General features: G+C 65.0%; 18 protein-coding genes. 9 read left to right on the top strand and 9 right to left on the bottom strand.

Features of this window, described 5'->3' with window-relative positions; translation table 11 throughout:
- Positions 1 to 73 precede the first annotated feature (73 nt).
- Entirely contained in the window at positions 74 to 1171 is a 1098-nt protein-coding gene (locus tag G6O54_RS23905) for a sigma-70 family RNA polymerase sigma factor (protein WP_165228814.1), read from the top strand.
- 177 nt (positions 1172 to 1348) lie between these two features.
- On the opposite strand, the gene G6O54_RS23900 is transcribed toward G6O54_RS23905, so the two are convergent.
- The gene (locus G6O54_RS23900; RefSeq protein ID WP_165228813.1) at positions 1349 to 1726 is read right to left on the bottom strand and encodes a transposase; all 378 of its coding nucleotides are present in this window, start codon (positions 1724 to 1726) and stop codon (positions 1349 to 1351) included.
- Between the two features lie 534 nt (positions 1727 to 2260).
- Here G6O54_RS23900 and G6O54_RS23895 point away from each other — a divergent pair.
- From G6O54_RS23895 to G6O54_RS23865, 7 genes are all read left to right on the top strand, one after another.
- A complete protein-coding gene (locus G6O54_RS23895) occupies positions 2261 to 3445 on the top strand; it encodes a hypothetical protein (RefSeq protein ID WP_165228812.1) in 1185 nt (394 codons plus the stop codon).
- 166 nt (positions 3446 to 3611) lie between these two features.
- The gene (locus tag G6O54_RS23890; protein ID WP_165228811.1) at positions 3612 to 4418 is read left to right on the top strand and encodes a hypothetical protein; all 807 of its coding nucleotides are present in this window, start codon (positions 3612 to 3614) and stop codon (positions 4416 to 4418) included.
- A 249-nt stretch (positions 4419 to 4667) separates the two neighbouring features.
- Positions 4668 to 5114: a RipA family octameric membrane protein gene (locus G6O54_RS23885; RefSeq protein ID WP_165228809.1), complete on the top strand. Its 447-nt coding sequence runs from the start codon at positions 4668 to 4670 to the stop codon at positions 5112 to 5114.
- Between the two features lie 956 nt (positions 5115 to 6070).
- On the top strand, positions 6071 to 7198 hold the full coding sequence (locus G6O54_RS23880; protein WP_165228807.1) for an AAA family ATPase: 1128 nt from the start codon (positions 6071 to 6073) through the stop codon (positions 7196 to 7198).
- Between the two features lie 5 nt (positions 7199 to 7203).
- Positions 7204 to 9513, top strand: a complete 2310-nt coding sequence (locus G6O54_RS23875; protein ID WP_165228805.1) for a S8 family peptidase — start codon at positions 7204 to 7206, stop codon at positions 9511 to 9513.
- Positions 9514 to 10015: 502 nt separating this feature from the next.
- Positions 10016 to 10720 (top strand): hypothetical protein, encoded by a 705-nt coding sequence (locus tag G6O54_RS23870; protein WP_165228803.1) that lies wholly within the window; start codon positions 10016 to 10018, stop codon positions 10718 to 10720.
- Positions 10721 to 11240: 520 nt separating this feature from the next.
- On the top strand, positions 11241 to 12395 hold the full coding sequence (locus G6O54_RS23865) for a family 43 glycosylhydrolase (RefSeq protein WP_165228801.1): 1155 nt from the start codon (positions 11241 to 11243) through the stop codon (positions 12393 to 12395).
- A gap of 82 nt (positions 12396 to 12477) precedes the next feature.
- On the opposite strand, the gene G6O54_RS23860 is transcribed toward G6O54_RS23865, so the two are convergent.
- The 6 genes from G6O54_RS23860 to G6O54_RS23835 form a co-directional block, all read right to left on the bottom strand.
- Positions 12478 to 13311, bottom strand: coding sequence for a hypothetical protein (locus G6O54_RS23860; protein WP_205679014.1), 834 nt, complete (start codon positions 13309 to 13311; stop codon positions 12478 to 12480).
- A gap of 76 nt (positions 13312 to 13387) precedes the next feature.
- Entirely contained in the window at positions 13388 to 14857 is a 1470-nt protein-coding gene (locus G6O54_RS23855) for an RtcB family protein (RefSeq protein ID WP_165228799.1), read from the bottom strand.
- Positions 14858 to 15001: 144 nt separating this feature from the next.
- Positions 15002 to 15619 (bottom strand): Uma2 family endonuclease, encoded by a 618-nt coding sequence (locus G6O54_RS23850; RefSeq protein ID WP_256369001.1) that lies wholly within the window; start codon positions 15617 to 15619, stop codon positions 15002 to 15004.
- Between the two features lie 196 nt (positions 15620 to 15815).
- Positions 15816 to 18653: an excinuclease ABC subunit UvrA gene (uvrA, locus tag G6O54_RS23845; protein WP_250847040.1), complete on the bottom strand. Its 2838-nt coding sequence runs from the start codon at positions 18651 to 18653 to the stop codon at positions 15816 to 15818.
- 115 nt (positions 18654 to 18768) lie between these two features.
- Positions 18769 to 20616, bottom strand: a complete 1848-nt coding sequence (locus tag G6O54_RS23840) for a hypothetical protein (protein ID WP_165228795.1) — start codon at positions 20614 to 20616, stop codon at positions 18769 to 18771.
- 219 nt (positions 20617 to 20835) lie between these two features.
- A complete protein-coding gene (locus tag G6O54_RS23835) occupies positions 20836 to 21882 on the bottom strand; it encodes a S1C family serine protease (protein ID WP_165228793.1) in 1047 nt (348 codons plus the stop codon).
- A gap of 323 nt (positions 21883 to 22205) precedes the next feature.
- On the opposite strand from G6O54_RS23835, the gene G6O54_RS23830 reads away from it, so the two are divergent.
- The gene (locus G6O54_RS23830; protein ID WP_250847039.1) at positions 22206 to 23021 is read left to right on the top strand and encodes a hypothetical protein; all 816 of its coding nucleotides are present in this window, start codon (positions 22206 to 22208) and stop codon (positions 23019 to 23021) included.
- A gap of 123 nt (positions 23022 to 23144) precedes the next feature.
- Here G6O54_RS23830 and G6O54_RS23825 read toward each other — a convergent pair whose 3' ends face one another.
- Together G6O54_RS23825 and queC are read right to left on the bottom strand one after the other, a co-directional pair.
- Positions 23145 to 23330, bottom strand: coding sequence for a toxin-antitoxin system HicB family antitoxin (locus G6O54_RS23825; RefSeq protein ID WP_165228791.1), 186 nt, complete (start codon positions 23328 to 23330; stop codon positions 23145 to 23147).
- A gap of 147 nt (positions 23331 to 23477) precedes the next feature.
- A complete protein-coding gene (gene queC, locus G6O54_RS23820; protein WP_165228789.1) occupies positions 23478 to 24179 on the bottom strand; it encodes a 7-cyano-7-deazaguanine synthase QueC in 702 nt (233 codons plus the stop codon).
- Positions 24180 to 24233 lie beyond the last annotated feature (54 nt).

The raw sequence follows: 24233 nt of genomic DNA, 5'->3' as shown, positions 1-24233 counted from the left end.
CTTAGTCGAGGTGCGAAGAGAAAAGCTCGCGAGGTCCAAATAAATGCATGGACTAATTCAGAAGCCGTCACCCATGGTATCAGCCTTAGACTTCGAGGCCGTGACTCAACGAGTTGCGATGCTAGAAACTCTGCTGCTTACACTCGAAGAGGGCAGCCATACCAGGGAGCTTCTCATAGCAAGGCTCTGCTTCGGTGGCATGAGGCTGAAGGATGCCGTCGAGGTTCCCGTCAAGGAATTGCTTGCTTCATCCTCGGAAGGGGACTTGGAGGCAAGTTTGCCGCGTTATCGGAGAACTGACCAGTATTTCCCGAGACTTCAACCGATGTGCTTGGTGGCTAAGCGACATTGTGTCGAGCTCAGAAGGAGAGCGACTGCGACGACGACCGTTCAAACGGGCTCTCAGCCGGCTTTCCCGTCTCGTAAGAAGGGGTTCCCGGTGACCACGCGTACCGCGGAGAGATGCCTTTCGGTCGTTATTTCGACGGGGACCGAGGCTTCAACGTGTGATTATCGCCTATTCCAGCGGGTCGGAAGAGCGGCACGAGGGTACGCGTCGAGATTCGCCGAACTTTCCGAAGAGCGGCATCGGGCGAAGCAAAAGAAGTCGAAGGAAGGCACGGAGCGCTTGGAACAACTCCGCGATGCCGTACGTCCCTTCTTACGGAAGCAATTGCACGAGTCCGCGGACGTAGACGACGCGGTCCAGGAAACCTTGATTCGACTAAATGCAAAAATTTACAGGCTCGGAGATGCCGTAAGTATTGATGACTCTATTAAATTCGCGATTGGGATAGCTAAGAATGTCATGCTGGAGTTTCGACGAAGAACGCGAGACCAGGAGGTGACTAACGTCAACGATTTCTTCTTGAAAGCCACGACACGGGAAGACTTGGGGCTGGAAAAGTCCCGAGCCTACGAAGACACGCGACACGTAACTGAATCAATAAACTCGTTGATGGGATGCTTGAACGACCGTCAACGCAATGTGATTTCCCGGATATTCTCGCAATCTCCCTCAACTTGTCGTGAGATTGCGGAGTCAATGGGTATGGTGACACGGTCCGTCCAACGCATCAAAGCTCAGGCTTTGAAAAAACTGAGAAAGGAAATTGAGAAGGGACCTTATGGAAAGTTGATTTCAATTCTTGCCGCTATGTCATTTCACTGAACTCAATGGAGGCCTCCTGTCTGCTAACCCGGATATTTCATACGCCGGCCGCCTGACGACGAATAAGCAAGTGTTCATTTAATCTCGGCGGATCTGGGGCACCGCCCGGCTCGCGGGGCACACCCTCCCCCTGACCCCCACGCCGGGGGCGGCTCGATCACCCCGATTTCGCCCCGATCAGGTCCCGTCGACGGCCGCCGTCGGCGGGCGGCCGATCAACCGCTCGTGCACCTCCTGGAAGATCTTCCGGTAGGGATAACTGCTCGCCAGGTGGAACATCACCCGGCGGGCGCTGACCACCACCCGCGACGCCACCTTCAGCAATCGGAGCCGGATCGTCCCCACCTGCGCCTGAGCCAGATCCGTCTCCGCCAGCGCCGTCCGCCGCAGCGCCTGCATCAGCACGTAGGCCGCCGAGCTGAGCAGCAGGCGGAACTGATTGGCCAGGAACCGGTGGCAGCTCGTCCGATCGGCGAAGAGTCTACTGATGGCCAGGCACTCAAGGAGAGTAGATCGGGCAAAGCGGAGAAGATGGCGAGTACGATTGAAGGCCAAGCCCCCAAGGAGCGTACATGGCCACTGAGTCCGCGCGATGGTCGCCTTCTGTCCGCCATGCAGTCGAAATCGACGAGCCGCTCAGGCAGAGCATTCCCCCGCTCCCCTGGCTTCTCTATCTTGAGTGCGCGTCCTCTGATTTCTCGCTCGTCCTCTGATTTCTCGCTGACTTCTCGTCCTGAAGATCTCGCGTCCCGCCGACATGATTGTCCGAGCGGCCGGTCGGTCAAAGCGGAAAAAATCCTCCGTGGAGCCTGATGTCAAGATCCTTCGACGAAAGTTGCGCGGCGCTCGACTTACGTCAAAAGCAGCGGGCGGAGGTTCTTCCGAGGGGAGCGGATCGCGAGACGTGGGACATTGATGGGGGCGGGACGGAGGCGAACGACGTGAGTGCGGTCGGACGGGAGGGGCCGACGGCGGAGCTTTCGGCCGTTGCGGCCGGCCGACGCTGGCCGAATCGCCGCGGGCCAAGGTCACGGTAAAGCCCGGCGATGAGATCCCGAGAAATCGCGGCCGAGAAGTGCGAGGCGCCAGATGGAATTTGATTATTACAGGCTGCTCTCCAGATCGGCGGCCGAACAACTCCTGCAGTCCGGCCCGGAATTCCGGGAGTTCCTCGACCGATTCCTCGCCCACGGCGGACCGGTGCGCCGCTTCCCGAATGGGGCGGTCGAGATCGATGGAGCCAGGGTCGGGGGCGACGAGTTGGGCGACGCATTCAGGTCATGCGCCGCCCCGGGTTGTGGGATCGATGGCGCGTATGTATTCCAAACCCTCGGCCCCTTCACCCCGAAGCGTTATTACTGCATCCAATACCCAGTGGCATACCAGGAGAAGCTCAGGACGGAAGACAGCTTCATGGTCGGCCAGGGCACGATCCGTCCACCCGCTCCCGGCGAGTTCGAGCTTGCCCACCTGGAGGCCACCGTGGCATTCCGGACCAGGGTCAGCAAGGCGGTCCGCGAGGCGTTCGTCGGCGCCATCTCCACCTGGGCGAGGACGGCAGCCGAGCGCGGCGCCTTCGACGACGGCCCCGTCTCGCTCGCCTCGCCGGGCATCGAGTTCAGCGGCACCAGGGCTCGGTTCCTCCTCGACGCCAGCCGGTCGGGGCAAGACACGCTCAACTGGCTAGCCCTCGCCATCCTCGATTTCGGCGAGGATGTCCACGTGGTCACTGGCGTCTTCTTCGGGGCGTCGTCGGAGTTCCTCGACGCGATGATCGGCCCGGCTCGCGGCGAGCCGGTGCTGGTCGGGTTCCCCCGGGATCGGTCCCATGGCGACTCGAAACGCCCCGCACCGGCGGGGCCGGTCGGGTACGTCCCGCCCGGCGCGGCGTCCTATCCCGGGTTCGAATCGCGGAGATTCCCCGTGCTCGCTCTGCCCGTCGACGAGTGGGACTCGTTCGTCGCGACGATCTACTTCGGACGGACGCTCGGCGAGGAGGAGCAGGAGCAATTGGCCGCCTTGGTTGATGCCTGGTTATTGCTCGGGTCATACGGCGGCCTTGGTGGTGTCGGTACTCACTCCGCCGATAAGGTTAAGTTCGACGGGGCCACCGATTCCGCTCTCATCCGGGCCGACATGGGCGACAGCGCCCCTGAGATCGCCTTACGAGTCCTGATCGGAGCCTTGGAGGGATACGAGTCAACCGGCCCCCCGATCGATGCCCTGGTGCTCGGCCGCCCCGGATGGACGGAAACTGACGACTCCGCTCAGTAGAAAACTCATGAAGAGCCGCCCATCGAGGCGGGCCGCCGGCAAAATCAAAGATAATCAGCCGGAGATGTTCGGAACGCAGGGTCGAAGTGCGTGGATGCCTGCTGGGGATAAGGCGGAGGGTATACGAGATTTGACTTCCTCTGCTTGCTGAATGGGATGCCAGGTCATGAGCGACAAGCTCGCAGTATTGGGGTCGCAGGCAGGGCGCATATGGGTGCGAGTGCTGGTCGTGGTGTGCTGCATTGGCATTGTTGGGTTGATGAGGATGCCTTTTCCTGGGGGACGACGCAGCATGCAGCCGGTATCCTTGAGCGAGCTGGAGAAGGCAACGTTGAATGAGCCTTTCCTCCTGTACCGAGGACAACAAGCGGGGTTTCACCGCATCCAGGCGGCTAGTGGCCGCATCTTCATGGTTGCCGCTTCTGACCTGGCGATTCCAGGCGCCCCCACGGCCGCGTCCCGGTTTGCACTGTTCGTCAAATTTGAGAGCGGACGAATGAGGCCGCTCACTCCGCATGAAGCCTCATGGATCACCCCCGGTCGAATTCATGGCCTTGCGGGCGTCAAGAACTGGGATGCCGCATCGAAGGATGTCGAAACGGAGGATGAGACTCTTATGCCTGTCCTCAGGAAGCATGGCAAAGGTGATCCGCGAGTTCTCTTGCTGGATTCGGATGGAGACTGGTTTGGTGATAGCCTTGAATTGCTAGACGGGACTCTCGAGCAATGGGTTCGAGATGTCTTGCCTCGTATCGAACCACAGTGGTGTGAATCCGACACTGAGCGGCCTCGCCTGGTATATCATGAGGCTGCATCGGCTGCCGACGGAAAGACGATCGTTGTACGTGCTGAAGGTTTCCAGGATCGATGGTGTGAATCCCTGGCTGGTTGGCTGAAATCTCGATATCCTTTCCTTGGCCAGCTAGAAACAGAGGTCGACGATTTGGAAGCCCCACCGTCGGGAGATCTTTGAGTGACCAGGCCAGGAACACGCACCCATGCATGCGAGACGGGAATATTGGTGCAAGCGGGCCATTTTTAGCCAATCGGCTTGTTGATCCCCCGATGCTCGTTGGTCATCGATCTCCCCCACCTTACTCCTCTTAAGTTCCTGGCCACCGCCCCCCTTGGCCACCGCCCCCCTTGACCACCGCCCCCCTAGCCACCGACACTCCTTGGCCACCGACACTCCTCTGACCCCGAAGTCTAGAGGTCAAGCGCCATGGCCGTTCTACCCGACCTGCCCGAATCCCAGCCCGCTGTGGACGAGGTCAACCGCCTCTGGCAGCACGGGATGCACGAGGAGCGGCTGTTCCACGACCGCATGAACTTCTTCTCCGCGATGCAGGTCGGGCTGCTCGGCGTCTTCGCCATCCTCTACAACAAGGAGCCGGCTCTCGCGGTCCTTGTCCCGCTCATCCTCGTCGCATTGGCGTTCACCCTGCTGTGGCTCGTGGTCCAGCTCAGGCATTGGCGGTACTGCGTCCACGTCCACGCCCTTATCCGACAGGCCGTCCCGGAGTATGGCCGGACGGTCGCCAGTTTCGCGGGCCCCGGACGGACGGACGGGCTGTCGATAGCCCGCCCCCTGGCGTTCGCGGTTCCCGTGCTGTTCGCGGTGATCTGGGTGGCGTTACTCGCCTGGGCAATCGGCAGGTCCAGGGGGTAAGAGCGAAGTCCTGGTCCCTTGGCCGGTGCAATTGCCCGATGGAAAGGGAGTGACCTCCGACCAAATGGCGGGCATTCGAACCCTTTGGTTCACACGGGATCTACATGGGATCTGCAGCCAGGGATCTGCAGCCACGCACGCAAGACAGGAAAGTTGAGGCGAGCAGGCCATTTCCAGCCAATCGGCTTGTTGATCCCACGACACCCGCTGGCTATCGATCTCCCCCACCTTACTCCCCTTAAGTGCCTGGCCGCCGAACCCTCGGCCGCCGAACCCTCCCTTAAGTGCCTGGCCGCCGAACCCTCCTTAAGTGCCTGGCCGCCGAACCCTCCTGGCCGCCGAACCCTCCAGTGCCTGGCCGCCGAACCCTCCAGTGCCTGGCCGCCGAACCCTCCGTCCCTGGGGATTCAGGCAGCGATACGTGCCGCCGCGACCGGACCAGAGAGTTGTCGTCCCAGGAGCCGATGCCCCGCGAGCGGATGGGTGGCCGAAGAGGAGCGGAGCGATCCCACGGCCGGCGGGCCGTTGCTCCGCCCATGCCGGATCATCGAATCACGGCAAGACGGCCTCGGTCTCCAATCGCAGCAATCCCGCCACGTCGCGTTCGCCAGTTGGTCCTGGGGTGCGGAGAACCGCACGCGGAATCTGCGAGAAGGTGTCCGTCATGATAACCCGCACCTTCACGGTGACGATCCCGGACGCCGGCACAGCGGCCAATCGAGCCTTTTCTACCGCTATGTCCCCATCGGGCTCCCTGCGAAACCGGGAATGAACGACCCATTCGATCTACCTGCGAGGTGATCTGCGTCCATCCGCGACCAGCGTGAGTCTCGGGATCGAGATCCGATCGGCCTGCAACGAAATATAATCGATCCTAGAAAAAATATCACAGATCTCGTTGACTAGATAACGATAGACGCCTAGGATATAACAAAGAAACCGTAGAGGAGAACGCAATGTCCCCGGAATACCTATTCTGCATCAGCAAGATCGTCGAGGCGGCCACCGAAGGTGACGCCGAGATGGCGGCCGCCTACACGGAGCAGCTGGCTTTAATGCTGGAGAAGGACGGCCAAGCCGAGTATGCGAAACGCCTGAGAAGGACCGCCAAGAGTTCCAAATCGGCGAAGTTGCAGCCAGCTCGATTTGCGCCAAAGTCAATCGCTCGCGAGGCGCTCCCGGTGGACTCGGAATCGGGCCTTTCGACTGCGGAGGTAACCGAATGGCCGAAGGGTTCGGTCAAGATGTTCCTCTCGTCCAAGGCCACGCGATCGGTGGACCGTTTCCTGGCTTATTATCGAGCCACAGACAGGCTCTCGATGGACGGAGTCGCGGTGTCACCGACCATGCTGATCTTCGGGCCGCCCGGCTGCGGGAAGACCCAATTGGCCAGCTTCATCGCTTCCGAGGTCGAACTCCCGCTCGTCACAGCCCGAGTCGATGGCCTCATCTCGTCATATCTTGGGAGCACAGCCAAGAACTTGAGGGGGTTGTTCGATTACGTAAAGTCTCACGATTGCGTGCTTTTCTTGGACGAATTCGACTCGCTGGCGAAGATGAGGGATGATGCCGGGGAACTCGGTGAATTGAAACGTGTCGTTATCTCCCTACTTCAAAACATGGACACCATGCCGAAGGATCGCATCATCCTAGCTGCCACGAATCACGAGCATCTCTTGGATCCGGCCATCTGGAGGCGATTCACGACTAAGCTCGAGCTCTCAGAGCCAGATGACGAGGCACGAGCCGCAATGATCGTGGAATTTCTCGGAGGCTTCTTTACATCCGACCTGAAGGACGTGCTGCACACGATGACGACCGGCTTTACGGGAGCCCAGATAAAGCTCATCATCGGAGAATGCAGGCGTAACGCGATTCTGGCCCAGCGGAAGGAAATCGGTTTGGGGGAAGCCGTAGAGTCTGCGTTGGCGTTGAAGCCTGAGACAGCTGAGATGAAGGAAGGCATCAAAGATCGTGTAAAGACCCTCAAGGCAATTGCCCCCAAGACCTTCACGCAGGTTAGGCTCGCCAAGATTTTCGGAGTGTCTCAGCCCTACATTTCTACCCTCTTGAAAAGGCGATAATAGCCGTGGCACGCGAGGCCGACGCGCTCCCCATCAAGGTCGTAGCTCCCTGGAACTCGGACTATCGCCCGCCGGCGCCTCCGAAAAAGCGCAAGAGGGAGATCGTCCCAGTGACCGAGGAGTTGCGAGAGCAGCTCTCGAATCGCCTTACTCAGGTCAAAGAGTATTTTCGCGACGATTTCAGTTCGGCGGAGAGGTTCCCGCTGGTTGCTAAGGTCGAACTCAGACGGGACGCATTGGCGAAGACGCACCGCCCGACTGACCTCCTCAACCAGGAGACCTGCCCGATCATCGGCGGCGAGAGCTTAGGGCAGTTGCTCGTCAGTATTAGCCCGCTCGGCATCGAGCGACTGCAAAGGACCATCGACTCCGGGGATACCAAGCCGATCAGGGCTGCCATCTCAACAATCGAAACCATCCTGCCTTACACCGTGGAAGATGTGCTCGGCGGTAACTCCCTACACGCGATCGAGACGGCGGCAGAAGCGGAACAGCGGCCTCTCAAAGCTCGTTTATTCCGCCATCATTCCCCGGCCGACGACGTCGCCGCCGATCGCCGGTTCCACCGAGTCTTGAGCGCTGCGGGGATCAACGGTGTCGATCCCCTGGACTACGCGCCTAACATGAGAATATATAAAATAAGAAACCTAAAACAGCACGCCGTAAGGCAGATCCTTGGACTTCGCGGCATCCTTCGCACCCTGACTCCTTTCCCGGAATTTTATCCAGTAAAGACCGCTTCGAGAAAGCTGGAGGCCCTGACGTCCAGCCATTTCCCTGCACCGGTGAAGGGGGTCGACTATCCGATCCTGGGGATCATAGACTCTGGCACCGACCCGAACAACTCATACTTACAGGCTTGGGTTCACGAACGCTACGACGAGCTAGTCAGGCCCGAGTTTCAGGACCATGGACACGGTTCGTTCGTCGCCGGCCTCATAATCCACGGCCATCGGCTTAACCATCAGCACCCCGGTTTCCCGGATGGGCCATGCAAGATTGTCGACGTGGTCGCGATGGACCGCCGGGGCATCTCAGAATTCCAGCTGATCACGGCAATCGACGTTGCGCTCGAAAAATTCCCCTATGTGAAAGTGTGGAACCTATCGCTGAGCGGTGGCACTCCTTGCGAGGACGCCGCGTTCTCCGATCTCGCCGCCGCGCTCGACGAGCGGTCAAGAAAACACTCGGTGCTTTTTGTTGTTGCCGCTGGGAACTACGAAACCGCACCACTACGCGGCTGGCCACCTGAGCTCGGGATTGGAGAGGCCGATCGCATCTGCCCTCCAGCTGACTCGACGCATGCCATCACCGTCGGCTCGCTGGCACATATCGCGACGAACAGCACGCGAGTACGCCCCGAAGAACCTTCACCGTTCTCGCGGCGCGGTCCGGGTCCGGCCTACCTGATCAAGCCAGAGGTGTCTCTCTACGGAGGCAACTGTGACTCCGAAGCCAAATCTATCCAAACTGGGATAATCTCGGTGGACGGTTCGGGGAGCATCGCTGAAGACATAGGGACGAGCTTTGCCTGTCCGCTGGTTTCCATGCTCACTGCCAATGTGCTCTCGGAGCTGCAGACCGATCCCACGTCCCATGCCAGCCTGCTCACCAAGGGGCTCCTCATCCACTCCGCATTCATCGGGAATCAGTTACCCGATTCGCAGAGGTTGAAGTACGCCGGGCTCGGCCGCCCCTCTGACCTCGGCTCCGTCATGAATTCCGTTCAGTCGGCTGCTACCATTGTCTTCGAGGTGCCGGTCAAGTCGGGGCTCAACTTTATCAAGGAACGTTTCCCGATGCCGGTGTGCTTGGCTGGGGACCGGAAGTTGATGAGCGGCGAGGTCTTCATGACGCTCCTTTACCATCCGCCGGTAGACCAGGAGCAGGGCTTTGAGTATTGCCGATGCAACGTCAAAGCCTCGCTTGGTACGCTGATGGACACACCGGACGAACCGGAAGACTTCGACAGGCAGGTCCATAGGGAGGTCCATCCTTTCCCGGAAGGTCCCAGTGAGGGTCTCGAGGAGAGCCTCGTCAAGCAAGGATACAAGTGGTCGCCCCTGAAACTCTACTATCGGAGGTTCCGCCGATTGCCGGCCGAGAAGGTCTGGCGACTAAGGCTCGACATGCTGGCCAGGTCCGGCGAGTCGATCGCCGAGCAGGATGTCGTGCTCATCATCACGATTCGAGACCCACACGGGAAGGCACCGGTGTACAACGAGATGGTACGGAGGATGCAGACGCTGAACTGGAATGTGAGAGACTTGCAGATTAAGTCCCGGGTGCGTCAGCGACCGAAGCGCCCGATATAGTCTCTCACCGGGGGAACGGTCCCACCCGGCTTTCTTGATACTTGGGATTGCCCCAAGTGAGTTCTGGCGAAGCAATAGGATTAATGGCCAGGCACCCAAGGAAGGCAATGAACCCAAGGAAGCCAAGCAGCAGGGACCTGCGTCAACGCACGTACAATAGGAAGGCTGAGGCAAGCGAGCCATTGGCAGCCGATCGGCTTGTTGATCCCGCAATGCCCGCTGGCCATCGATCTCCCCCAGCTCACCCCTGTTAAGTACCTGCCCACCAACCTCTCCGACCTCCTAGGTGGGACTTGCACCCGCTGAAGATCCGCGACGTCTCGCGGCGCACGATCAGAATGCCCCTGGCGACCCGATCGAGGCCGTTGATCTTGAACGAGGCGAGACGGAAACTGGGCGATCGGTTGGGTTGAGCACATTTTCCCACGAGATGGCGGCATCCCGTTCCAGAAACGGAGCGGCGATCGACCGGCAATCGGGCGAAATCCGGGGAGGGGTCACGATGGGCCTGTCCGATCCGTGCTTCCACATGGACGAGGTCTTGCAGCGGTTCAGCCGCGAGATCGAGGCCGAGTACCACCCGGGCGACGGGCCGTATCGGCGGACGATCCGAATCGGCGACCGCTGGGTCCACTCCTACGGCACCGTTCACGCCCGGGCCGGCCCCTGGATCGTCAGCATCGGTGGCTATACCCGTGAGCATGAGAGGACGTTTACTCAGCTTTACGCACCCTATTCGAACCCGGGCGGGTTCCGGTTCTCGGTCCACTCCACCGACTTCCTCACGCGCCTGGCCAGGAAGCTCGGCCTGTGGCGGCCGGTCGACGTGGGCTTCCCCGAATGCACCGAGGCGTTCGTCATCACCGGGAACGACGACGACCGGTTGCGAACCCTCTTCGCCGAACCGAGGTTCCGTGAGTTGATCGGGGCGCGGCGAAGGTTCTCCATGGAGGTCCAGGACAAGCCGTGGCGGTTCGCCATCGGTGCCGAACCCGACTTCCCCCCGGACGTGGACATGCTCGTCCTCGAAGTGCGCGAGGGGGTCACGGACGTCGGGCAGCTCAAGTCGCTGGCCGATGGGTTCGCGGCCACGCTGGAGCAGTTGTGCCGGACCGGCTCGGCGCGGAGCGAGCCGCCCGGAGTGAAGCCTGCGGGGCTCATCGGCTTCAAAGCCGCCATCCGGGGCAAGCTCGTGGACTGCGTGTGAGGGCGCCGGATGCCACGGGTTCGACGCCCACCGGCGATCCGCCCTGTGGCCTCCGGCCTCCGGCCACCGACATCGGGCCGCCGCCATCCGAATCGAACATGTCCTTCGTCCCGGGGTGAAGACCTCGGCCGTGTCGGAGTGCGGCGACGTCGCGGAGGCGAGGGCCGGTCCTCGAGCCATCGGGGCTGTGGCCCCGGCATGAGACATCGCGAGATCGCAGGCGGCCGGGTGGCCGTGGTAGAGCCGAAGGCGATGCCACGGGATCGGATCGGCACGCGATCGAACCGTCCCGCCGGCCAGCCCTCCATGGTGTCGCTGCGCTTCCACCACGGCCACCCATCGTTCGCGTCCAGATCGAGTGCGGACAACGCTCGCTTCGGCACGTCCGATTCCATGGGGCGCGCGCTTCAAACGGATGAGCCAAACAAGTTCCGCCCCAGGGGCCTTGATCCTCACCGCGACTCCCGGCACGATCAGACTGGGCCGAAACAGCCCGGAGCCGAGTCATCGGAGTCCCACCATGTTCCCAGGCCGAATCATCCCTTGCTTCGCCATCGTGACGGCGGTCGCGCTGATCGCCAGCCTCTCGGGACGCGTCCAGGCCGGGGAGCCGCCGAAGCGGGTGGCCGCGACCGGGACGGTGACGATCATCCCGGGTGCCGTCTGGCCCGACGATCGCGGAGAGCACGTCCAGGCGCACGGCGGCGGGATCCTCCGGCTCGACGGCACCTATTACTGGTTCGGCGAGTATCGCGGCCGCGACCTGGACCCGAACCTCCGCGCCGTATCCTGCTACGCGTCGCGGGACCTGGGGCACTGGAGCTTCCGGGGGCTGGCCTTCCAGATGGCCGCCACCGGGACGCCCACCCCGCCGATCGCGTCACGACCGAGCGACTATCCGGGCCGGGCGCTGATCGTCGAGCGGCCCAAGGTCTTTCACAACGCCCGGACCGGCAAGTTCGTCATGTACGTCCACCTCGACGGCCCGGTCTCCGACAAGCCCGGCTCGAACGACTACGCGCAGGCCCGGGTCGGCGTGGCGGTGTCGGACGTCGTCGAGGGGCCGTATCGTTTCGTCAAGCACTTCCGCCCGCTCGGGCACGAGTCCCGCGACATCGGCCAGTTCATCGACGACGACGGATCCGCCTATCTCATCTTCGAGGACCGTCCCAACGGCTTCCACATCGCCCGTCTCTCGGACGATTACCTGGACGTCCAGGAGGACGTGATCCTGATCCGTGCCCCCCTGGAGGGGGGTGCCCTCGTCCATTACCAGGGCCTCTATTACGCCATCGGCTCGGCCCTGACCGGCTGGGATCCGAACTGCAATGTCTACGCGACGGCGAAATCGCTCAGCGGGCCGTGGTCGGAGTTCCGCTATTTCGCGCCCCTCGAGACGAACACCTACAACGCGCAGTCCACGATGATGCTCAAGGTCGTCGGCTCGAAGACGACGAGCGTGATCTTCATGGCCGACATGTGGAAGCCGCGTAGCCAGTGGGATTCGCGGTATCTCTGGATGCCCCTCGAGATCGGCGACGGCAAGCTCCGGCTCCCGGAGCCCCGGGAATGGACGCTGGACGTCGCCACGGGCGAGGCCCGCATCAACAAGGACGCCCCGGCCATGCCGTTCCAGGTCGGCAAGCCGAGGCTGGTCCCGGGGGTCGCTCGTTGAGGATCGCGGTCGTGATGAGGCTCACCCCCTGCCGCGACCCTCGCGCGGAACGATCCCGCTGGCCAGCGTAACGTGAACCGCCTCAGTACGGGGCCTCGATCGGCTGGAACTTCATGCCGTTGAAATCGTGCAGCTCGACCTCGTCGATCCCGTGTGCGCCCACCCTCCCCGCGAACAGCTTCCCGCCTGCGACCCAGACCAACCGGTCGCCATCCACCTCCGCCCATTCCCACTCCGGGCGGGCGAGCGTCCCGTTCGGGCCGTCGAGCTGGTGCTCGTCCCAGTAGCAACCCTTGCCGGGCGGGGAGCCGGCCTCCTCATGGGCGATCTTCCGGAGCGTCCAGCCTCCGGGTGCCGGCTTCTCGAACACGGTCTGCGCTTTCCGCCTGGCGAGCGTCTCGTGCCGGATCAGCGTCCAGCCATCCCGCTGCAGCCGCGGATAGTAAACGCCGGTGCATTCGCCGCCGTAGTAGGTGCTCGGCCGTAACTTGAGGTCGCGGCGTAGCTCGCGCGAGTCGCGGAACGGCGTGTGGCCGCTCCCGTCGTTGAGCCAGTATCCCTTGCCGGTGAACAGGCCGCCGCCGTGCCAGCAATCCCCCTTGGCCAGCAGCGTCACGGCCTTGAGGTAGGGGGCCCTCGAGATCGCCGTCCACGAGCCCTTCGCCTCCCCGTTCCAGTCCCCGTTCATGGCGAAGTAGATCAGGTGCTTCCCATCCCGGGACAGGTCGCTGCGCCGCTCATAGATACGCCCGTGCAACCACTGGCCGAGTTGGAACTCGTCGGTCGTCCGGTCCCAGAGCAGCGTGCAGACCCGCTTCGACGGCCCGCGCCGGATGACGACGCCGAGCGGTGCGTCCCCGGCGAGCAGGACGTGAACTCGGGGGTGGATCTCGGTCGGCGTCATCTCGACGTCCATTCCAGCTCGATCTTGCGTAGGGAATTGACGCCTGGGTTGCTTGCAGGTGACCTGAGGAGTAGCGGGTTCCGCGTCATCATCCCTTGATCACCCCCACCGGCCTCAGCCTGGCGACCTTCTTCGAGATCCCCACCTGATCCACGACGTCCACGACCAGGTCGACGTCCTTGTAGGCGGCCGGTTGTTCCTCGGCCAGGCCCTTGTGGCCGCGGGCGCGAGCGATGATGCCGAGGGCGTCGAGCTCGCGGTCGATCCGCCGCCCCTCGGCGAGCCGGACGGCGGCGGTCCGGCTCATCATCCGCCCCGCGCCGTGGCAGCTCGTGCCGAACGAGTGGATCATCGATCCGGGCTGGCCGGCCAGGACCCAGCTCGCCGTCCCCATGCTGCCGGGGATGATCACCGGCTGGCCGACCTCCTGGTAGGGCGCGGGGACCTCGGGATGGCCCGGCGGGAAGGCCCGGGTCGCCCCCTTGCGGTGGACGCAGACCTCCTTCCGCACGCCGTCGCCGACGTCGTGGTCCTCGAACTTGGCGATGTTGTGCGCCACGTCATACACGAGCTCCATCCCGAGCGCCTCCCACGGCTTGCCGAGGACCGCCGCGAAGACCTCTCGGGCCTGGTGGGTCAGGAGCTGGCGATTGCACCACGCGTAGTTGGCCGCGGCCCGCATCGCCCCCAGGTAGTCCTGCCCTTCCGGGCTCCGGACCGGGGCGCACGCGAGCTGCCAGTCCGGGAGGCTGAAGCCATACTTCCTCGGGGCGTTCTTGAAGACCTTCAGGTAGTCGTCGCAGACCTGGTAGCCGAGTCCGCGGGAGCCCGAGTGGATCAACACGGTAACCTGTCCCTCGCGCAGGCCCATCACCTCTGCGGCGTGGGCGTCGAGCACGCGATCGACGACCTGGATTTCCAGGAAGTGGTTGCCGGAGCCGAGCGTCCCGCACTGCTCCGCGCCCCGGGCGATGGCGCGATCGCTGACGCGGCCCGGGTCGGCCCCGTCGAGCCGTCCGCCCGCCTCCGCGAACTCGATGTCCCGCGCCTCGCCGTAGCCCTTCTTGACGACGAACGAGACCCCCTGCTCCATCAGGCGGACGAGCTCGCCCTTGTTGAAGACGAACCGCCCGCGCTGGCCCATCCCGGTGGGGATGTCGTCGAAGAGCCTGTCCACGAGCGGGCGGATGCGGTCCTTGATGTCGGCCCATTCGAGGTTGGTGCGGAGCAGCCGGACGCCGCAGTTGATGTCGTAGCCGACGCCCCCCGGCGAGATCACGCCCCCCTGCTCCGGGTCGGTGGCCGCCACGCCGCCGATGCAGAAGCCGTAGCCCCAGTGGATGTCCGGCATCGCCAGCGACGCCTTCTGGATCCCCGGCAAGGTCGCCACGTTCACGACCTGTTCCGGCCCCTGGTCCTTCTTGATCTGCTCGATGAGCGTGTCGTCGGCGAAGATCAGGCCGTCGACGCGCATGTCCTCGCGGTAGGACCTCGGGATCCTCCAGGCACAGGTCCCCGCCCGCTCGAGCGGCCCGCCGTATCCTCCACCCTGGCCCATGGCTGTTTTGCCCTTTGCTTACGACGATGGGATCGGCCCCGCCGGGGCGTGCCGCACTCCGCCCGCGATCGTACGGGCTTGCGGGATTCCCTCTCGATATCGCAGAGACTTCGGACCTCGCACAGGTTCGTACGGGCGTCTCATTCAACCGTCGGACGGGGGCTGACCACCTGATCCGCCACGACGTGATCTCACCGCGGTCGGCGCCGGAAGGATCTCCCGTATCGGACACGCGAAACCCGGGAGGATGTCCTCGCCCGCGAGGCTATTGGTTTCGAGCAGCCGGGCCAACGTTCCGTCCCGCCGATGCACCAGGACCGAACGTGAGTCGGGATAGATCACCCAGACCAGCGGGATGCCCGCCAAACGATAGTCCGCGAGTTTGTCCTCCAACTCGGAGGCTCGATCGTTTGGAGAGACGACCTCGACGGCCAGGTCGGGCGGGATGGTGATCCAGCCGGTGGGGACCGTGCTTTGGGGCAAGCGATCCTTCCTGATGAAGGAGAGGTCGGGCTTCCGGACCATGGTCGGGTCGTGAGGAAAACACTGGTAACCCGTCTCGGCCGGAAAGAGCCATCCGGAGTCATGCTCCTCGACGAACCGATCCAGGCGCCCGAACAACCTGCCACCGACCCAGGAGGATTCGGCGCCCATTGTATGCTCCAGCAGCCGACCTCGTACCAACTCGATTCCCTTGCCGTCGGGCATGGAGAGAAGGTCATCAGGTGTGTACAGATCATTCGTCACAACGGACGTGCTCATGGTCCGGCTCTCCGGGATGCCGTCTGCTCACGTTGCTTCCAACTCGCGTTGTGATGGAGGACCGCGAACTGGCACCTTCCACGTCCATCACTTTACCATGAGACAGTGGCTTTCGCGATTCGACACGACCCGCAGTCTCGGTCGTTCGAGAGGGCCTTCGGCACGTCCGCATCGTCATTCCACCAGGTTAGGAGCCTTATCCGAGCGTCCCGGCCAGGATCTCGCCCGTCGGCGATCCCGACCGGCTCACGCCTTCGGGCGTCCCCTCGGCGACGACCCGGCCCCCCTCCTCGCCGGCCCCGGGGCCCAGGTCGATGATCCAGTCCGCGCACGCCATGAACTCCGGGCTGTGCTCGATCACGATCACCGAATGGCCCAGGTCCACCAGGGCGTTCAGGGCGTCGATCAGCTTGAGCATGTCGAACGGGTGCAGGCCCGCGGTCGGCTCGTCCAGGAGGTAGATCGCCGGCGCGATGTTCGCCGCCCGGTTGAGCGCGGCCTTCGATCCGCCCAGGAAGCCCGCGAGCTTCAGCCGCTGGGCCTCGCCGCCGGAGAGCGTGGCGGCCGGCTGGCCGAGCTTCAGGTAGTCCAGGCCGAGGTCGAGGAGAGGCCGCAGCTTCGCCTGGATCTTGCGGCGATGCCGGAAGAAAAGGAAGGCCTCGCGGGCGGTCAGGTCGAGGACCTCCGCGATGTTCCGGCCCCGGTAGGCGATCTCCAGGACCTCCGGCCGATATCGCGTGCCGCGGCAGTCCGGGCAGCGCATCAGGACGTCGGGCAGGAACTGCATGTCGATCGCCAGGTAGCCGTCTCCCTTGCAGGTCCCGCACCGGCCCCCCTCGACGTTGAAGCTGAACATACCGGCGCCGTAGTTCCGGAGCTTCGCCTCGTGGGTCGCGGCGAACGTCCGGCGGATCTCGTCGAACGCCTTGAGATAGGTGACCGGGTTGGACCGGCCCGACCGGCCGATCGGCGACTGGTCCAGGAGGACCGCCTCCTCGGGGGGCCGGGCGGCCCGGACCTCGAGGCCGTCGTACGGCTCCGCCGGCAGCGACTCGCGATGGAGCCGCGCCCGCAGGGCCGGGTAGAGCGTCTGCTCGACGAGGGTGCTCTTGCCCGCCCCGCTGACCCCCGTCACCACGCAGAAGACGCCCAGCGGGAACGAGACGCGGAGATCCTTGAGGTTGTTCCCGCGCGCCCCGTCCAGGACCAGGAACCCCTTCGCGTCCGACGGACTGCGCCGCTTCGCGGGGACCTCGACACGCTTGCGGCCGAACAGGAAGTCGCTGGTGACCGAGCCGGCCGCCGCCTCGAACGGGCCGAGGGGCCCTTCGTAGAGGAGGTTGCCGCCGGCCTCGCCGGCCCCCGGGCCCAGGTCGATCACGTGGTCGGAGGCCCGGATCACGGAGTGTTCATGCTCCACGGCCACCAGCGTGTTGCCGGCGTCGCGGAGCCGCCGGAGGACGGCGACGAGCCGGCCGACCTCGTGGGGATGGAGGCCGATCGTCGGCTCGTCGAGGACGTAGAGCGTGTTCACCAGGCCGGTCCCGAGGGTCCGGGTCATCGACGCCCGCCGGAGCTCGCCGCCGGAGAGGGAACGGGCCGAACGATCGAGCGTGAGATAATCCAGGCCGATCTCGCCGAGATACTCCAGCCGCGTCCGGACCTGGCGGAGGATCCGCCCGGCGATCTCGTTGGCCTCGAGCTCGTGCCAACCCTCGATCCGCGCCCGCGCGTCGCGGACCGACAGGGCCGACAGCTCGGCGATGCTCAGCCCTTCCACCTTCACGGCCAGGGCCTCCGGGCGGAGCCTGGCGCCGCGGCAATCCGGGCAGGGGCTGCGACTCGTCCAGCGCCCCAGGAAGGCCCGGATCGACGGCTTCCCCGACGCCTTCTCCAGCCGGGCGAAGAAGGCCCGCAGGCCGGGGAATCCGGCCGCCGAGTCGCCGTCCAGGATGGTCGCGATCTGGGCCAGCGAGAGGTCCTCGAACGGGACGTCGAGCGGCAGGCCGAGCCGCGGCGCGGCCGCGATCAGTTGTTCCAGGTTGGCCCGGTGCGCGGCGCCGGCCCACGGGGCAATCGCACCCTGGCGGAGGCTCTTCCGCGGGTCCGGGACCACGCGGCCGAGGTCCGTCTCGGTGACCTCGCCCAGGCCCTCGCAGCGGCGGCAGGCGCCCAGGGAGCTCGTGTACCGGAAGAGCTCCGGCCGGGGCTCGACGTGATCGGTCCCGCACGCGGCGCAGCGCCAGCCGCGGACGAACGTAAGCGCGTCCCCCGAGGCCGAATCGACCGGCAGGATCCGGCACCGGCCCAGGCCCCGCGCGAAGGCGGTCTCGATCGAGTCGAGCCGTCGCCCGGGCGCATCCTTGCCCCGCTGGAGCCGGTCCACGATCACGTCCAGGGCCACGGCCGGCGCCCCGGCCGCCGGCGGTTCGGGCCGCTCGGCGGTCAGGTCCAGGAGCCGGCCCGCCAGGCGGGCACGCGTCAGGCCGTCCTCGACGAGGGAGCGGGCGATGGCCGCCGGGTCGCTCGTCGCCAGGATCTCGACCGGGAAGGCGATCTCGTAGCGGGTCCCCTCCGGCAGCTCATCGATCGCGTCGGCCACCCCGGCCGGCGTGGCGGGGCTGACCGGACGGCCGCAATTCAGGCATCGGACGGCACCGATCCGGGCGAAGAGGAGCGCCAGGTGCTCGTGGACCTCGGCGATGGTGCCGACCGTGCTCCGGGGGGACGGCAGCGACTCGCGGCCGGCGACGGCCACCGCGGGGGGGATGTTCTCGATCCGCTCCGCGTCGGGCTTCTCGAGCGGCTCGAGGAACTGGCGGGCGTAGGCCGAGAAGGTCTCGACGTACCGCCGCTGCCCCTCGGCATAGAGGGTGTCGAACGCCAGCGAGCTTTTCCCCGCGCCGCTCACGCCGGTGACGACGATCAGCGCCCCCGCCGGCAGATCGAGGTCGATCCCCTTGAGGTTGTGCGTCCGGACCCGGCGAAGCCGGATGACGCGACCGGAAGGCGCTGGGGACGGGTTGTCCGCCAAGAGGTGGACTCCGGGAGGACAGGCGGCGGGGAGCCCGATCTCGGTGGGCTCGCCGCCAGGGAGGGCGAACCGCCGCCGGCGTCCGAGGGCGCCGGCGGCGAGCTGGACAGATCGCTCAGGGGTTGGTGCGACGGAGCGTGAACCCGGTGGACATGAAGCCGTCGTCGTCGCTGACGCTGTAGCTGCCGCCCAGGGTCAGGTACTTGGCGAAGACGTTGAAGTCCGGGAGCTTGGCCGGGTCGATGATCTGGGGGATCTCCGGCGGGGCCTGGCCGGCGCGGGAGGCGCTGGCGGCCATGCCGGCGCGGAGGGCCTTCTCGAACTGGCCGCTCTTGATCATGTCGTAGGAGAGGCGGGCCTGCTCGTCGGGCCGGACGAAGGTGATGCCGCTGGCCTTGGCCGGGATCTCCTTGGCGATGGTCTGGTACTGGGGGCTCTCCGCGAGCGGGACGACGCCGGGCCGGAGGATCTGCTCCAGCAGGCTGGCGTCCGTGGTCAAGAAGAGCGTCTCCTTGGCGATCGCCACGCTGATCGGCCCCCGCAGGTTGGCCTGGACCTGGGCCCCCTCGGGCTGGCCGGGGATGGTCGGCACGGGCATGTCGAAGTCATAGATCGTGGTCCCCTGGAAGTCCCGCTTCTTGGGGGTGGCGCCGGCCAGCTCGATGAGCCGGGAGAGGGTGCCGGAGAAGGCCTTGGAATCCTCCAGGGCCACGCCCACCAGGACGCGCTGGCTGTCTTCCTTGATCGGCTTCTTGAAGTCGCTGATCATGGTGATCCGGTCGCCGAGCGGCCCGAAGAGGTCCTTCTGGAAGCTCAGGGGCGCGCCCCCCTCGGGGCCGGCGAGCTGCTGCTCGAGGACGTTCAGCATGCCCTGCTGGAACTTGTTGGCGAGGTCGTTGATGGCGGTGTAGGCGGCGTCCAGGTCCCAGCTAAAGGTCTGGTAGCTGGCGACGCCGGCGGGGACCCACGATTCGGGGTGGAGGCTGACCGCCGGCATGGTGAAGACCTTGAGCAGCCCCTGCACGGGCTGGGGGGCCAGGAAGAAGGTCTTGGTGATGCTGTTGTAGTTGCCGGAGTTGAGGGCCAGGGTGCCGCCCACCGACTTGAGCCCGTTGATGCCCAGCTCGTTGATCAGGAATTCGACCTGCTGCGCCTGGGCCTCGCCCCCGCCGGCATTCGCCTTGTTGACGAGCTTGAGGACCTTGGCGATGTCCAGGAACCAGAACGCCTGGGAGTCGGCGGCGCCGGTCTTGGCCTGGGTCTTCGCGAACGACTCGACGGAGGCGAGCGAGCCGGTGCTGCGGCCCTCGCCGTGGCTGGCCAGGTCCTTGATCACGTTCGTGCTGCTGCCGATGAGGAACGTGGTCCCGGCCGACGTCCAGACGAGCGGCGGCTGGGGCCGCGCCGGCTTGCCCTCCTCGCCGTTCTTCGGCGGCGGGGTCTGGATGACATGGAGCTTCCCTCCCGGAATGTCCTCGGTCGAGACCCTGGCGCCGGCACCCTCGAGTTGCTTGGTGCTCCGCTCCAGGACCTCGGTCATCCGGGCGGCGTTGGACCCGGCGTCGGCGATGATCGCCAGGGCGATCGGCAGCTCGGGCGTGTCCTGGGCCACGGCGGCGATGCCGACGGCCCCCTGGGGGATGTCGAGCAGCTCCTTGAGGGTGACGCCGATCTTCTCCTTGAGGGTGTTGCTGGCGTTCTTGAGCTTGTCCTTGATGTCGTCGCGGAGGGCCCCCATGGCGGGGTCGTTCCAGAGCTGGCCGTACTGGCTCTGCTTGAAAGCCTCGCGGAACTTGCTGACGTCGCTGACCTTCGCGAAGAAGACGGTGGAGTCGGGGAGGACCTGCTCCGGGGGAGCCGCGGCCCGGGCGTCGCCGGCCATCGGTCCGGAGAGACCGCTCAGAGTCAGACCCATCCAGCCCGCGAGGGACAGGCGAAGAATCGCCCGCTTCGCCGTTTGCATCACTTGAAACTCCAATCCATTCCGGGCACCCCGCGGCTCACCGGCCCCGGGAAACTCGACACGAAACCGGTCTTTCCGGCCGGGAACATCGGACGCCCGCCAGGCTCCGAGCCTGGGCTGTCGCCGACGGTGACCGGCGAATGCGTCTCGATCCGTGAGGTCATTACTACCCTTGCATCCTTGGTCCGAGGGGCTCGACGCGTGGTCGCGGGGCGGACCCTACCGGCGCTCGGCCGTCGAGGCGCTGGCGGGCTTCGCCGCCGCCGGCTGGGTCGCGGAGTTTTCACGAGGACGGGCCAGGCCCTTGGGGGCGTCGGCCCGCTGGCGGCGGGGCGGGTCCAGGTAGCGATAGCCGCTATTCGGGTTCGACTTGTCGAAGGAGAACGCCTCTCGATGCCGGAGGAAATCCTTCACGTAGGAGACCGGGATGGCGAAGCCCAGGTTGTCCGCCATGTCCGCCCTGGCCCCCCGGCTCGTCACCCCGATGACCTCGCCACGCGCGTTGAACAGGGGCCCGCCGGAGTTGCCCGGGTTGATGGCGGTGTCCGTCTGGAGGTAGAGCTGGCCCTGGAGGTTCCGGCTCCGGCTGCTGACGATCCCCTGGGTCACGGACCGCTCCAGGCCGAGCGGATTGCCGACGGCGAAGACCGAGTCCCCCGTGTTCACGTCCTCTCCATTACCCAGCACCAGGTAATTCAGTTTCAGGTCCGGCGGGAGGGGCACCTTGATCAGGGCCAGGTCGAAGAACGGGTTGATCGCCACGATCTCCACGTCCTCCAGCCGGCGGCGGGCCAGGCCCCCCGCCGCGTTCTGGTAGAGGATCGCCACGATCCGGGTCTCCCCCTGGATCACGTGCGAGTTCGTGATGGCATATCCATCCTTGTTGATGATGAAGCCCGAGCCCTTCCCGGACGGGGTCTCGATCGAGATCACGGCCTCGCCGAACCGGGCCACCAGCTCCTTCATCGGCGTGGCGCGGAGCATGCCCGTGGAGAAGAGGCCGGACGGATCCGGCTCCACGCCCCCGGCCGTCGCGGGCGCGATCCGGTCGGCCTCCGCCGCGCTCGCCCGACGGACCACCTGATCCTTCGGGATCCGGAGCAGGTCGTACCCGAGGTCCACGTACAGGGCGTTCTGCTTCTCCGCCACGACCTCGCCGGTGATCCGCTGCCCGTCCTTGAGGACCAGCGTCTCGAACCCCGCCCGCGCCCCGGGCGCAAGGGCCACCATCAGGCATGTCGCCGCGATCCCTCTCAACCAGACCATGGAATCGCTATCCTCTCCGTGGAGCCGAGATTTCTTACGGGTCTTGGCCCTAGAGTAGCACCACCCTAAAATTCGTTGCAACCCCTTCGGATCGCTGAGACAAGGCTTTCCCGAGAGATCCCGGGCCGTCAATGTATGCCAAAATTGCATGATTTGCCCGGGTTTGCTAGATTACCTACGACGGAACCCGACTTGACGGCTCGGGCGGATTCGGGCACGTTCTTCGCGGCCCGGCGCGTTCCGTCACCTCTCGGTCTCCCCTGCCCGGTCATGCATTCATCTGGAACCCCCTGGACTTCCCTCTCGGTCGAGGAGACTGTCCCGTGTCCACGTTATTGAAGCGGACGAGCCTGGTCTGGCTGCCCATGATGGGCCTCGCATGGGCCTCCCTCGGCCAGCCGGCCCGCGGCCAGGACAAGACGGCCGAGGCACCCGCCCAGGCACCGGCCGCCGCCGGCAAACCCGAAGAGGCGCTCCCCTCCCCCGATCCGATCCCTCCGGCGGAGCTGGTGCCGAAGGCGAAGACGATCCCCGTGACGAAAGATAGCAAGCGGAGCTATAACCTCGAGTGGGTGGACTCGTCCGTCCTGCCGAGGGACAAGGAAGGGATCTGGATCCTCAACTTCGCCTACAAGCCCGTGCGGATCCAGACCGTGGAGATCCCGGGCAAGGGGCGGCAGCTCGTCTATTACCTCTACTACAAGGTCGTGAACCGGACCGGCAAGCCGCGGATGTTCGTCCCCCAGTTCACCATGGTGGACGAGGAAGGCAAGCGCTACGACGACCAGGTCATCCCCGAGGCGATCCCGATCATCCGGGCGCACAACGATGCCTCGATCGACGTCCAGGGCGCGGTGAACATCATGGGCATGATCCCGCCCAGCACCAAGCAGGGCGTCGACGAGGCCCTGTTCGGGGTCGCGACCTGGGAGACCTGGAATCGGAAGTCCGATCGGTTCAGCATCTACGTGCGGGGGCTGTCGGACGGCTACAAGGAGGTCCAGGACCCCAGCACCGGCAAGCCGGTCGTCAAGTACAAGACCCTCCGGCTGGATTTCATCCGCCGCGGCGACGAGTTCAACGTCAAGAGCAGCGAGATCGAGGTCGGCTCGCCCCCGTTCGAGTGGGTCTACTGGTGAGGATGGGGGACCGTCTCCACCGGCCAGCTAAAAAGAGAAGCCCCGGCATCCCGGCCGGGGCTTCTCTTTTTTTCGTCACCGCGGAGTCTGCACTCCGCGGGGCGATGAGGAACGGCAAGGGCGTCACTTCGCAGAGTGAGCCCCACCGGGCTTGGACGCAGGCTCTTCCTTGTGCTGGTGCATGGCCTTCTCGAGAATGCCGACGACAAGGAGGTTGAGCGACAGCTTCTCCTCCTTCGCCCAGGACGCCAGCTTCTCATGCTGCTGAGGAGGCATTCGGATCTGAAAATGGACCACGGACTCGGGCATTGACGATCTCCTGAGAAGACCTCATTGCATTGACCATGGCAGCATGCTAACCACTTGCGGCGAAAAAAGAAAGAGCCTTGCACCTATTCCGGCGACGACCCCGGAAAAGGGCCCCGCCGCGGCTCCAATTCGGCCGTCCGGCGGGGTTCAGTGCTTTCCCGCGTAGCGGGCGGGGTCGACCACGCCCAGGCGGCCGAAAGCATCCAGGCGAATGCGGCAGGAATCGCAGCGGCCGCAGGCCAGGCCCTCCGGGCTGGGGTCGTAGCAACTGTGGGTCAGGCTGTAGTCGACGCCGAGCCCCAGGCCGCGAGCGATGATCTCCTCCTTCGTCATCTTGATCAGCGGGGCATGGACTCGAAACCGCCCCGCCCCCTCGACGCCCGCCCGGGTTGCCAGCCGGGCCAGCTCCTCGAACGCCCGAAGGTACTCGGGGCGGCAATCCGGGTAACCCGAGTAATCCACGCAGTTGACGCCGACAAAAAGATCGAAGGCGCCCAGGGTTTCGGCCCAGGCCAGGGCCAGGGACAGGAAGACGGTGTTCCTGGCGGGGACGTAGGTGATGGGGATGCCATGGGCCATCTCATCCGCCGGGCGGTCCTTGGGGACGTCGATGTCCGCGGTCAGGGCGCTGCCGCCGAAGGCTCGCAGGTCGATCTCGAGCTCGATGTGGCGTGCGACCCCGATGGACCGGGCGACGTTGCGGGCGGCCTGGATTTCCACCGCGTGTCGCTGGCCGTAGGAGATGGTGAGCGCGGAGGGCGTGAAGCCCGCCGCCTTCGACTCGGCGAGCGCCGTGGCGGAATCGAGCCCGCCGCTCAGGAGGACGACGGCCTTCGGTTGCGGGTCCACGTGAGACGATCCTCCGGGGCTCGATTCCTGGCCATCACATGCCGCCCCGCGGCG

Origin of the sequence: Aquisphaera insulae (assembly GCF_011064615.1) — a bacterium.
Lineage (GTDB): Bacteria > Planctomycetota > Planctomycetia > Isosphaerales > Isosphaeraceae > Aquisphaera > Aquisphaera insulae.
The sequence above is the reverse complement of the archived record's forward strand: the minus strand, read 5'-3'. Positions and strand labels throughout refer to the sequence as shown.

Bases quoted from the DNA above. Each gene is read 5' to 3' on its own strand.
- G6O54_RS23835 (WP_165228793.1), bottom strand. From the start codon at position 21,882: ATGGTCTGGTTGAGAGGGATCGCGGCGACATGCCTGATGGTGGCCCTT.
- G6O54_RS23870 (WP_165228803.1), top strand. From the start codon at position 10,016: ATGGGCCTGTCCGATCCGTGCTTCCACATGGACGAGGTCTTGCAGCGG.
- G6O54_RS23825 (WP_165228791.1), bottom strand. From the start codon at position 23,330: ATGCCCGAGTCCGTGGTCCATTTTCAGATCCGAATGCCTCCTCAGCAG.
- G6O54_RS23895 (WP_165228812.1), top strand. From the start codon at position 2,261: ATGGAATTTGATTATTACAGGCTGCTCTCCAGATCGGCGGCCGAACAA.
- G6O54_RS23890 (WP_165228811.1), top strand. From the start codon at position 3,612: ATGAGCGACAAGCTCGCAGTATTGGGGTCGCAGGCAGGGCGCATATGG.
- G6O54_RS23860 (WP_205679014.1), bottom strand. From the start codon at position 13,311: ATGGACGTCGAGATGACGCCGACCGAGATCCACCCCCGAGTTCACGTC.
- G6O54_RS23850 (WP_256369001.1), bottom strand. From the start codon at position 15,619: ATGAGCACGTCCGTTGTGACGAATGATCTGTACACACCTGATGACCTT.
- G6O54_RS23855 (WP_165228799.1), bottom strand. From the start codon at position 14,857: ATGGGCCAGGGTGGAGGATACGGCGGGCCGCTCGAGCGGGCGGGGACC.
- G6O54_RS23885 (WP_165228809.1), top strand. From the start codon at position 4,668: ATGGCCGTTCTACCCGACCTGCCCGAATCCCAGCCCGCTGTGGACGAG.
- G6O54_RS23905 (WP_165228814.1), top strand. From the start codon at position 74: ATGGTATCAGCCTTAGACTTCGAGGCCGTGACTCAACGAGTTGCGATG.
- G6O54_RS23865 (WP_165228801.1), top strand. From the start codon at position 11,241: ATGTTCCCAGGCCGAATCATCCCTTGCTTCGCCATCGTGACGGCGGTC.
- G6O54_RS23880 (WP_165228807.1), top strand. From the start codon at position 6,071: ATGTCCCCGGAATACCTATTCTGCATCAGCAAGATCGTCGAGGCGGCC.
- G6O54_RS23840 (WP_165228795.1), bottom strand. From the start codon at position 20,616: ATGCAAACGGCGAAGCGGGCGATTCTTCGCCTGTCCCTCGCGGGCTGG.